This window comes from Sphingobium sp. CCH11-B1, assembly GCF_001556865.1.
GTDB lineage: Bacteria > Pseudomonadota > Alphaproteobacteria > Sphingomonadales > Sphingomonadaceae > Sphingobium.
In genome coordinates this window covers 1-10,630 of sequence record NZ_LSJY01000070.1, presented here as the reverse complement: position 1 = coordinate 10,630, position 10,630 = coordinate 1, and the positions used below count along the sequence as shown (strand labels likewise).

At 63.9% G+C, this 10,630-nt stretch carries 8 protein-coding genes; 2 read left to right on the top strand and 6 right to left on the bottom strand.

What is annotated here, in order from left to right:
- Positions 1–3: 3 nt before the first annotated feature.
- From AX724_RS07305 to AX724_RS07295, 3 genes are all read right to left on the bottom strand, one after another.
- A complete protein-coding gene (locus tag AX724_RS07305; RefSeq protein WP_066764890.1) occupies positions 4–2,352 on the bottom strand; it encodes a PAS domain-containing sensor histidine kinase in 2,349 nt (782 codons plus the stop codon).
- Positions 2,353–2,500: 148 nt separating this feature from the next.
- Positions 2,501–3,919 (bottom strand): adenosylhomocysteinase, encoded by a 1,419-nt coding sequence (gene ahcY / locus AX724_RS07300; protein WP_066764887.1) that lies wholly within the window; start codon positions 3,917–3,919, stop codon positions 2,501–2,503.
- 131 nt (positions 3,920–4,050) lie between these two features.
- Positions 4,051–4,611, bottom strand: coding sequence for a YqgE/AlgH family protein (locus tag AX724_RS07295; protein WP_066764884.1), 561 nt, complete (start codon positions 4,609–4,611; stop codon positions 4,051–4,053).
- A 145-nt stretch (positions 4,612–4,756) separates the two neighbouring features.
- Here AX724_RS07295 and AX724_RS07290 point away from each other — a divergent pair, with 145 nt between their 5' ends.
- The gene (locus tag AX724_RS07290) at positions 4,757–5,239 is read left to right on the top strand and encodes a peroxiredoxin (RefSeq protein ID WP_066764881.1); all 483 of its coding nucleotides are present in this window, start codon (positions 4,757–4,759) and stop codon (positions 5,237–5,239) included.
- A gap of 91 nt (positions 5,240–5,330) precedes the next feature.
- Positions 5,331–6,785: an AMP nucleosidase gene (locus AX724_RS07285; protein WP_066764871.1), complete on the top strand. Its 1,455-nt coding sequence runs from the start codon at positions 5,331–5,333 to the stop codon at positions 6,783–6,785.
- 12 nt (positions 6,786–6,797) lie between these two features.
- Here AX724_RS07285 and AX724_RS07280 read toward each other — a convergent pair whose 3' ends face one another.
- The 3 genes from AX724_RS07280 to AX724_RS07270 are packed head-to-tail and all read right to left on the bottom strand — an operon-like array spanning position 6,798 to position 10,606.
- The gene (locus AX724_RS07280; protein WP_066764869.1) at positions 6,798–7,946 is read right to left on the bottom strand and encodes a GGDEF domain-containing protein; all 1,149 of its coding nucleotides are present in this window, start codon (positions 7,944–7,946) and stop codon (positions 6,798–6,800) included.
- Positions 7,947–7,976: 30 nt separating this feature from the next.
- Positions 7,977–9,791: a M2 family metallopeptidase gene (locus AX724_RS07275; RefSeq protein ID WP_066764866.1), complete on the bottom strand. Its 1,815-nt coding sequence runs from the start codon at positions 9,789–9,791 to the stop codon at positions 7,977–7,979.
- A 53-nt stretch (positions 9,792–9,844) separates the two neighbouring features.
- Positions 9,845–10,606, bottom strand: coding sequence for an alpha/beta fold hydrolase (locus tag AX724_RS07270; RefSeq protein WP_066765015.1), 762 nt, complete (start codon positions 10,604–10,606; stop codon positions 9,845–9,847).
- Positions 10,607–10,630: the final 24 nt, after the last annotated feature.

The window sequence follows — 10,630 nt, the reverse complement described above, 5'->3', positions numbered from 1 at the left end:
GCATCAGCCACGCGGCAGCTCGATCGTGACCATGGTGCCCTGCCCCGGTTCCGACAACAGCGTCAGCGTGCCGCCATGGGCCTCGGCAAGCTGACGCGCGAGCGGCAGGCCGATGCCCGCTCGGCCGCCGTTGCGCGCCTGGTCCGCGCGCTCCACCGGGTCGAAAGCGGCCTTTTGCTGCGCCGGCGTCATGCCCGGACCATCGTCCGAGACGATCAGGCGGGCTTTTTCCGCTGTTCCGTCCCCATGGACCAGGATGCGCGCCCCCTGTCCGCAATAGCGCAGGGCATTTTCCAGAAGATGATCGATGGCCTGGCCGATCCGGCGTGCGTCGCCCTTCACCCTGCCCAGATCGTCCTGCAGCGTCACCGCGACGTCGATCCCCTTGGCGGCCGCCTGATTCCGTGCGCGCTCCACGCAATCGCGCGCGACATCGGCCAGGTCGACCGGTGCGTGCTCGATCGGCAATCCGCCCACCTCGCCCTGCGTCAGGTCAAGCACATTGTCGATCAACATGGAAAGGCGCGCCGTGCTTTGCAGGATACCGTCGACATAGCCCGTGGCGGCTTCGCTGAGTTCCCCCGCATAGCCGGCGCTCATCATCTCGGCGAAACCCGAAATGGTGGTCAGCGGCGTGCGCAGTTCATAGCTCATATTGGTGACGAAAGCGGTCTTCACTTTGTCCGCCTGCTCCAGCGCCTCGTTGCGGTCCCGCAATATCTGCTCCACCCGGCGGCTGTCGGTCACGTCCAGCATGGTGAAGAGCGCGTTTCCGTCCGGCAGCGGCATGGCGGCGAATTCGAAAATGCGCCCGTCGGCAAAACCGACCCGGCCGGTCCGTTGCTTCCGCTCGACGGTAGCGGCGCGCACCAGTTCGCGGACCAGGTTGGACTGTTGCGGCTTGGCGAGTTGTGCCTGCACCGCTCGCATCAGATCGTCGATGCGGGGGTGGGTGGCGAGCAGGTCTTCCGTCGCGCCCCATACCGCGCGGAATCGGCTGTTCCACATCTGGAGCCTGCCATCCGCCGAAAAGACGCCGATCGATTCGAACAGATTGTCGAAAGTCGCGGTCCGCACCCGCAGCAGCGTGTCGCGCGCGCTCGACAACTGCACCTGCTCGGTGCGATCCTCGAAGATAAGCAGAAGGCCACCGTCCGGCAAAGGCTGGGCATAGACGCGCAGGTGCGTCCCATCCTGCAGCAGCCAGTTCTCCTCCTGCGGTTCGGGCGAAAGGAACCAGTTGCGCCGCTCCCCGCGCCAGGCCGGAAAGTCGCGGTGTTCCGGCAACCGGCGGGCGTCACGCATCTGGTCGAGCACCCGCTCGAACAGGGGAGCGTCGGCCAAAGCGTCCTGCCGCAGCCCGAACAGGCTGATGAAGGGTTGGTTCCAGAAACGCAGCGTACGATCCGCGCCGAAGCGCGCAACGCCGGCGGAGAGGCGGTCCAGCAGGTCGCGCTGCGCCGCTTCCAGCCGCCGATGCTCGACCCGTGCCTGTTCCAGTTCGTGCTGATCGACGGCGTAGCCGGCGATTCCCGCCGGTCCCAGCGGCACGTCCACCACCCGCATGGTCCGCCGTTCGCCGTCGATCGTGGCCGGGACCATGCGTTCTACCGGCGCGTCCTGGGCCACCGCGTCGGCCGCAGCGGCTTGCGGACTGACGCCGCCTGCGACCTCAACCAGTTCGATGCCATTAGCGATCACCTCTGCCGCATTCTCGGCATCGACGGCGCGCACATAGGCGCTGTTGACGAGGCTTAGGCGAAGGTCGGGGGTGCGATGCCACATCGGAAAGGGCGCAGCCTCAAGCAGCCCTGCCAGCGCCTCCAGCGCCTCGCGCAACTGCTCGACCTGTTCCTTGAGAGACTGGATTTCCGACTGGCTGTCCGTTGCGTCGAAGATCCACAATACCACGCCGCCGCTTTCGGCGAGTCCCGGCGCGGCCGGAGCCCCGCGGACCAGCAGAAGGCGGGTCGATCCGGTTCCGCGCACGGCCAGAGCGAAACTCCTGCCCGCCCTTTGCGCGGCAGCAATCTCGCGCGACAGCGCGGCGGCATCGTCCGGTTCCAGCCCGCCATCCTCCGCCACCAGTTCGGAAACGAAGGCGGGCACGCGCGTCTTGCCCAGCCATTTTGCGAGCCGATCCGCCGCTTCAAGCCGGCCGTCAGGATGGATAATGATAGGCGCGGCCGGCGCGGACGCCAGCAACACGGCGAGCCGGTCGAACTTGCCCTGCGCCTGCGTTCCTTCGCGCCGCATCCGCTGGCCGCTCGCCAGCGCCCAGACGGCACCGCCCAGCCAGAGCGCGAGTACCACGCCCAGGATCAGCGCAGCGAGTGGAGACAGCGCCGTCATGCCCGCCTGCCTCCTTCGCCTCTGCCCTTCGCGTTCCCGGTTCTCATCCGCTCCGGCCTAAAGCAGATCGCCCCTATCGGGAAGAAGGGACGCAACAAAAAAGGGAGGCGTTTCCGCCTCCCTTCCAGTTCCATCACCCGTAGCGGGATCAGTAGCGATAATGGTCGGGCTTGAACGGCCCGTCCACCGGTACGCCGATATAGTCGGCCTGGCGCTGGCTGAGCTTGGTCAGCTTCACGCCCAGCTTTTCTAGGTGAAGCGCGGCGACCTTCTCGTCCAGATGCTTGGGCAGCACATAGACGTCGTTCTTGTACTGCTCGCTGCGGGTCCACAGTTCGATCTGCGCCAGCGTCTGGTTGGTGAAGCTGGCCGACATGACGAAGCTGGGATGCCCGGTCGCGTTGCCCAGGTTCACGAGGCGGCCCTTCGACAGGACGATGATCTTCTTGCCGTCGGGGAATTCGACTTCGTCGACCTGCGGTTTGATCTCGGTCCATTTGAAATTCTGGAGGCCGGCAATCTCGATCTCGCTGTCGAAATGGCCGATGTTCGACACGATCGCCATATTCTTCATGGCGCGCATATGATCGACAGTCAGGACGCCTTCGTTGCCGGTGGCGGTGACGAAGATGTCGGCGCGCGGCGCCGCTTCTTCCATCGTCACGACCTCATAGCCTTCCATCGCGGCCTGCAGCGCGCAGATCGGATCGACCTCGGTCACCAGCACGCGCGCGCCGCCGTTGCGCAGAGACGCCGCCGAACCCTTGCCTACATCGCCGAAGCCCGCGACGCAGGCGACCTTGCCGGCCAGCATGACGTCGGTGCCGCGACGGATGGCGTCGACCAGGGATTCCTTGCAGCCGTAGAGATTGTCGAATTTCGACTTGGTGACGCTGTCGTTCACGTTGATCGCCGGGAAGGGCAGCTTGCCCTTCTTCGACAGTTCATACAGGCGATGCACGCCGGTGGTGGTTTCTTCCGACACGCCCTTGATCGACTGGACGGTCTTGGTCAGGAAGCCGGGACGGTCTTTCAGCACGCGCTTCAGCACCGCGCAGAAGATTTCCTCTTCCTCGTTCGACGGGGTGAACAAGGGCTCGCCAGCCTCGACCCGCGCGCCCCACAGGGCAAACATGGTGGCGTCGCCGCCATCGTCCAGGATCAGGTTGCATACGCCGCTATCGTCATTGTGCCAGTCGAAGATGCGTTCGACATAGTCCCAATATTCCTGCAGCGTTTCGCCTTTCACAGCGAAGACCGGCACGCCGGACGCGGCGATGGCGGCGGCGGCATGGTCCTGCGTCGAGAAGATGTTGCAGGTGGCCCAGCGGACCTGCGCGCCGAGCGCCGTCAGCGTCTCGATCAGCACGGCGGTCTGGATGGTCATGTGCAGCGACCCCGTGATCCGAGCCCCTTTAAGCGGCTGGCTCGGACCGAACTCCTCGCGCAGCGCCATGAGGCCGGGCATCTCGGTCTCGGCGATCTCGATTTCCTTGCGGCCAAAGGCGGCCAGGCCGATGTCGGCAATCACATAATCCTGCGCCTGGGCGGCGGGTGCGGTGGCCACGTTCGTGTCTCCGTTAGCTTAGAATGGGTCCACCGGCGCGCGCGGGGCGCATGATGGGAATGGCCAGCGCCTTACCAATCGGACGCAGTGGTGACAACCCTATATAAAGATTTCTTTATGTCGAAGGCGGATCAGGCCGAGCCTGCACCGGAAACCAGATGGGAGGAATCGACGCCCGCCGCGGCGAAGGCGGCCGCCCATCGGCGCCGCGCAGGCATGTCGAACAGCAGGTCGGGATCGCCATTCGCCAGGAACCAGCTCTCGCCCGTCAATTCCTGTTCCAGTTGGCCCGCGCCCCAACCCGCATAGCCGAGCGCGATCAGATAACGGCTTGGCCCGCGCCCTTCCGCGATCGCCTTCAATATGTCGAGCGATCCGGACAGGCCCCATAGGCCGCCCACGTCGACCATGTCCTGCCCACCCCAGTCGAGCGAATGTAGAACGAACCCACGCCTGGGTTCCACCGGCCCGCCGCGCAGCACCGGGACATCCTCCACTCCGGCGGCATCGATATCGAAGCTCTCCAGAAGGTCACGGAACCGGACGCCCTCTATCTCTTCATCCACCGCAATGCCCAGGGCGCCATTCTCGTCATGCACGCACAGCGCCACGACGCCATGATCGAACCGCATGTCTTCCATGCCGGGAAGGGCGAGCAAGAACTGCCCGCCATAAAAGCGTGCCGCTGTCATATCCAGGAATATAGGTGGCTGCCGGGCGATGCCAAGCCGTGCCTGCCGTTCGCATGGGGCGGGCCGACTTATTGCAGCGCCTCGTCTTGACACAAGGCCGCTTTGCGCCGACCTCCCGCCCGTAATCAGGCCAGGAGACAAGCATATGACGATTTCCAAAGGCGATCGCCTCCCCACCACCAGCTTCGCGAAGATGACCGAGAACGGCCCCGAAGCCGTATCGTCGGAGGATTTCTTCGCCGGCAAGACCGTTGCTCTCTTCTCGGTGCCGGGCGCTTTCACGCCAACCTGCTCGGCCCGCCACCTGCCCGGCTTCATCGACAAGGCGGAAGAACTGAAAGCGAAAGGCGTGGATGAGATCGCGTGCACCGCGGTCAACGATCCCTTCGTGATGGGCGCATGGAGCAAGTCCGCTGGAGCGGAAGGCAAGGTGACGATGCTGGCCGACGGCAATGCCGATTTCGCCAAGGCGGTGGGCCTCACCATGGACGGCAGCAAGTTCGGGCTCGGCACCCGGGGTCAGCGCTTTTCGATGATCGTCAAGGACGGCGTGGTCGAGGAACTGAATGTCGAAGCGCCCGGCGACTTCAAGCTGTCCTCCGCTGAATATATGCTCAGCCAGCTCTAAGCTTCGGCCGCGCGCTGGCGGATCGTCCGCCGGCGCGCGGCATTCGCCCGAAGGTCTTTCTTCCGTCACTCAAAGGCGGTAACAGGGGGCGATGACACAAAGCATCGGCACAGCGACGGTCGCGCAACTCGACCGGATTTACCAGACTTCGATAGAAACCCTGCGGGACGCGATGCGCGCCTATGCGCGCGACGGCAGCATCCCGCCGCCCGAGGCGCGGGCCGACCGCCGCTTCTGCTACCCCGAACTGCGCATCACCCATCATGCCGACGGCGAAGCGCCGCCTCCTGGCCGGTCCTTCGCGCGCCTGTCAAAGCCCGGGCGCTACGTCACGACGATCACCCGGCCGGCCATGTTCGCAGACTATCTCGCCGAACAGATCGACCTTCTGGTCCGCGACTATGGGGTGGAGGTGGATGTCGGGCTCAGTGACCAGCAAATCCCCTTCCCCTACGTGCTCGACGGGCTGGACATCAGCGCGCTGGACGGGACGCCGCCGACCGAATTGGCGCGGCATTTCCCCGCCACCGAACTGGCAGAGATCGGAGATGAGATTGCAGACGGCCTGTTCGTGCCCGACGCCCATGGGGATAGGCCGCTTGCACTGTTCGACGGGCTTCGCACCGACTTCTCGCTTGCACGGCTGAAACATTATACCGGCACGCCCGCCGAGCATGTCCAGCGTTACATCCTCTTCACCAACTATCACCGCTATGTCGACGAATTCGTCGCCTGGGCCTGCTCGGAACTGCAGCGCGAAGGGAGCCGCTACACTGCCCTGTCCGGCGCGGGCGGTGTCTATGTCACCCCGGAAACGGCGGACCCGGCGCGGATGGTGGCGGACAGCGCGTGGCGCAGGCACCAGATGCCCGCCTATCACCTGATCGCGCCCGATCGCAGCGGCATTACGCTCGTCAACATCGGCGTCGGGCCTTCCAACGCCAAGACGATTTGCGATCATCTGGCGGTGGTTCGTCCTGAAGCCTGGCTGATGATCGGCCATTGCGGCGGCCTGCGCCCCAGCCAGCGGATCGGTGACTATGTCCTCGCCCACGCCTATCTGCGCGACGACCATGTCCTTGACGAGATGCTGCCGCCGGAAATACCCGTGCCAGCGATCGCGGAGGTGCAGGTAGCGATGGCCAGCGCCGCCGAGGCGATATTGGGCAGTGGCGACCCGGAAGATTTCAAGCGCCGGTTGCGCACCGGGACGGTGGTGACGACCGACGATCGCAACTGGGAATTGCGCTATTCCAGCTCCGCTCTGCGCTTCAGCCTGTCGCGCGCTGTAGGGATCGACATGGAGTCCGCCACGATTGCGGCGCAGGGCTATCGGTTCCGCGTCCCGTACGGCACGCTGCTTTGCGTGTCGGACAAGCCCATTCACGGTGAACTCAAGCTGCCGGGGCAAGCCAACCGCTTCTATGAAGAAGCGATTGCCGGGCATTTGCGGGTGGGCATCATGACATGCGAATTGTTGCGGCAGGAGGGCGCGAAGCTGCACAGCCGCAAGCTGCGCGCGTTCAACGAACCGCCGTTCCGCTGAGGCAGGCTGCGGTCAGGCAGCCTCGCGCCAGACAGCGACGCGATTCCGTCCGAGATTCTTTGCTTCGTATAGGGCGGCGTCGGCCCGGGCGACCATGTCCTCCAGACGGGCGTCGTCAGCCATCAGTTCAGCGACGCCAAAACTGGCGCGAAGCTGAGGGCTTGGGACCTGCTCGAGCGCAAGATGCGCTACCTCTGCCCGTACCCGCTCCATGACTTCGGCAGCGGCTTGGGCGTCTGTGTCCATCAACAACAGGCCGAACTCGTCCCCGCCCATGCGACCGACAATGTCCCCCCTGCGCAGCGCGCTGGTCAGAAGGCCGGCGAAGCTCTTGAGCGCCTGATCCCCGGCAATATGCCCGTGACCGTCATTGAGTGCCTTGAACCCGTCCAGGTCGCATACCACCAGCGCCAGCGGACGCTTGTGCCGCCGCGCCAGGGCGATGGCCTGATCGGCCGCATCGTCCAGGCCGCGCCGGTTCAGCACCTCGGTCAGCGGGTCGTGCCGCATCTGCCGGCGCAGTTGCTGCGCCAGGTCGCCGGCGACGACAAGAACCGCGGTCACGGCATTCGCCACATAGATTGTCGGCGCGAAGATGCTGAAGATCAGCCGATAAAGTTCCTTGCCGCTTTCCGGACCGCGTATCATCATCGCTGACGTGGCGAGAGCAAACTGGACCATGACAAAGGCTACCAATGCCGCGAAAAAGGCCAGTTCCGGCGGCGTGATCTTGCGGTTCCGGGGCCAGAGCGAAATGGCGCTGACCGCCAGCAGCAGGCCAACATAGACGGGAATGATGAAGCCCTGCATCAATTGGCTGCTCGCCGAGCCGATCGCCAGCGCCATGGCGAGGACCACGATCGCGCCTGGCAGGATGAAGGCCATCAGCCGCAGGGGACGGCCGGATCGTTGGCGAACGCCCACCGCCAGCAACGACCCGCTGACGATCAATCCGACGCCCGTCAGTATGTAGAGCGCCGGGCTCTTCATGAAGAAGGCGGCTGCATTGGCGATCCACTGCAACATGCCGACGGCGTAGGATGCAGTCCATGTCAGCACATATCTTTGCCGTCCGAAATGCTGCCAGGCGACCGTGAGAGCGATCGTCATGACCAGGGCGGTGCCAAAGAGGAGCGACAGAAGAATGGCGGCTGCGTTCATGCGCAGCCGCCTATCAATTTTTATACCGACTTACCAGCCGCAAGACTTGCCTTTATTCTGTTGAACTAACCACTTCTGGAGCGGAGCGAAATAATTGACGAGCGCTTTGCCGGACATTGTCCGGCTGCCGGTGAAGGCGGCGAGTGCGTCGGGCCAGGGCTTGGACGCACCCATCTCCAGCATGGCGTTCAGCTTCTGGCCTACGGCCTTGTCACCATAGAAGGAACAGCGGTGGAGCGGGCCCTTCCATCCTGCCTGCCGGCATGCAGCTTCATAGAATTGGAACTGCAGCACCCGCGCGAGGAAATACCGGGCGTAGGGCGTGTTGCCCGGGATATGATATTTCGCGCCCGCGTCGAACTTGCTCTCGTCCCGCGCGACCGGCGGGACGATCCCCTGATATTTGAGGCGCAGGTCGGTCCAGCCCTTTTCATACTGGCTTTCGGGAATCGATCCGTCGAACACGCCCCAGCGCCATTTGTCGATCAGCAGGCCGAAGGGCAGGAAGGCGACCTTGTCCATCGCCTGCCTTAGCAGCAGGCCCAGATCCTTGTCCGCGCCCGGCACCTTATCCGCGTCCAGCAGGCCGATCTTCACAAGATAGTCGGGCGTGATCGACAGCGCGATGAAGTCGCCTATGGCCTCATGAAAGCCGTCATTGGCGCCATCGAGGTAGAGCGGCTTCTGAATCTGATAGGCGCGCTGGTAATAATTATGGCCGAGTTCATGATGGATCGTCACGAAGTCGTCGCCGTTGACCTTGGTGCACATCTTGATGCGGATGTCATTCTTGTTGTCGATGTCCCAGGCGGACGCGTGGCACACCACGTCACGGTCGCGCGGCTTCACGATCTGCGACCGTTCCCAGAAGGTCGCGGGCAGCGGTTCGAAGCCCAGCGAACTGTAGAAGCCCTCACCGGCCTTCACCATCTTCACTGGGTCGTAATTCTTCGCCTTCAACAGATCGGTGACGTCATAGCCAAGGTCGCCCGCGCCGGCAGGAGCGACGATATCATAGATGTTGCCCCATTCCTGCGCCCACATATTGCCCAGCAGGTCCGCCCGGATCGGCCCGGTTTTGGGCTGCACCGCGTCGCCATATTTCTCGTTGAGCTTGGTGCGCGTGTAGCAGTGAAGTTCGTCATAGAGCGGCTTCACTTCGGCCCAGATCTTATCGGTCAGCCTGGCGAAATCATCGGCCGGCATGTCATATTTTGACCGCCACATCGCGCCCGTATCGGCAAATCCCAGTTCCTTGGACCCGGCATTCGCGATGCTCACCAGCTTGGTGTAATCCCGTCGCATCGGGGCGCCGACATTGTCGTGCCAGCTGACCCACATCTCCTTCAATTCCTCGGGATTGCGGTTGATCCCCATCTGCTCTTCGATGTCGCTGCCGTTGATCGGCTGGCCCTTCAGCGTGCCCTTCCCCTTGCCGTAAGCGGACTGGAGCTTGGTCGCGAGATCGTTCAGTTGTTCCGCCGCGCCCGGCGTGGTCGGCGCGGGCAGCGTCAGCGCCGTGCGCAACAGCGTCAGCCGCCGCTTGGTTTCCGGGGTCAATCCCGGCGCGGTCGCGAACTTCGCCGCTTCCAGCGCGTAATCCACCCGCTGCTTGGTATCGATGGCTCCGAAATAGGATGCGATGGCGTCCGTATCGTCGGTGATATAGGTTGCATTGATCCATGCCGCGCGGCTGCTGACGATCGACTGGTCGAACAGCGACTGCTCGGCCTTGCCGAGGAAGGCCTCCGCATCGGCAGCGGTCGGTGCGGTCGCCTGCTGCGCCATGACCGGCGACGCAATGAGAGCGGCCGCAAGCGCGGCCAACGATATAGCGATTTTCATGGGAGTCCCCTTCTAGACCTATGGCCGGAAGGTGACTTCGTCCCGTGATCCAGTCAAGCGGTCAGGAAATCGACCATCGCCTGGCCCAGTTCCTTGCGGGTGACGGCATTCATATGACTGCCGGGCACCTCCACATAGCGGCTGTCGGGCAGCACGTCGGCCAGTTCGCGCGCGTTGCCGTTGCTGTCGTCATCGGCCCCGCAAATCACGGCGGTCGGCTGATGAAAGGCGGCAATCACCTCCCGCGGCGTATCGACGAAGGTGTTTAGGATATTCAACAGCGCGACGGGATCGCCCTTCGTGGTCTTGAGGAATGCCTCCGTCATCCATTCCGAGGTTCCGCGCTCGAACGTCCCAAGATTGGTCAGGACGTTCCGATAATAGCCACCATTGTCGAGCGTCTGCACAAGACCGCGCAAACCCATGCCGGACAGGATGACCCGGCGCGGGATAGCGCCGCGTGCCAGCATCCGCACCGTGGTTCGCGCCCCCAGAGAATAGCCGCCCAGATCATAGTCGGTGAGGCCCATCTGCTCCACCACCGCCAGATTGTCATCGGTCAGGGCGTCGGGCGGATAAGCGGCGGGGTCGTGCGGCTTGGCACTTTCGCCATGGCCGCGAAGATCGGGCAGGATCAGGCGGAATCCTGCGTCCACCAGCTTTGCTGCATGGCCGTAGCGAATCCAGTTGGTCCAGGCGTTGGAAAAATAGCCATGAATCAGCATCAAGTCCCGCCCCTGCCCAACGACATGCACGGCGATCGGCAGGCCGTCGAAGCCTTTGACTTCGTGGCGTTCGATCGGAAGGTCGGTCATGATGCTGGTCCTTTTCGGCGCGGG

Excerpts from the sequence above, each read along its gene's own strand:
- AX724_RS07305 (WP_066764890.1), bottom strand. The coding sequence starts at position 2,352 with ATGACGGCGCTGTCTCCACTCGCTGCGCTGATCCTGGGCGTGGTACTC.
- AX724_RS07285 (WP_066764871.1), top strand. The coding sequence starts at position 5,331 with ATGACACAAAGCATCGGCACAGCGACGGTCGCGCAACTCGACCGGATT.
- AX724_RS07295 (WP_066764884.1), bottom strand. The coding sequence starts at position 4,611 with ATGACAGCGGCACGCTTTTATGGCGGGCAGTTCTTGCTCGCCCTTCCC.
- AX724_RS07270 (WP_066765015.1), bottom strand. The coding sequence starts at position 10,606 with ATGACCGACCTTCCGATCGAACGCCACGAAGTCAAAGGCTTCGACGGC.
- AX724_RS07290 (WP_066764881.1), top strand. The coding sequence starts at position 4,757 with ATGACGATTTCCAAAGGCGATCGCCTCCCCACCACCAGCTTCGCGAAG.
- AX724_RS07280 (WP_066764869.1), bottom strand. The coding sequence starts at position 7,946 with ATGAACGCAGCCGCCATTCTTCTGTCGCTCCTCTTTGGCACCGCCCTG.
- AX724_RS07275 (WP_066764866.1), bottom strand. The coding sequence starts at position 9,791 with ATGAAAATCGCTATATCGTTGGCCGCGCTTGCGGCCGCTCTCATTGCG.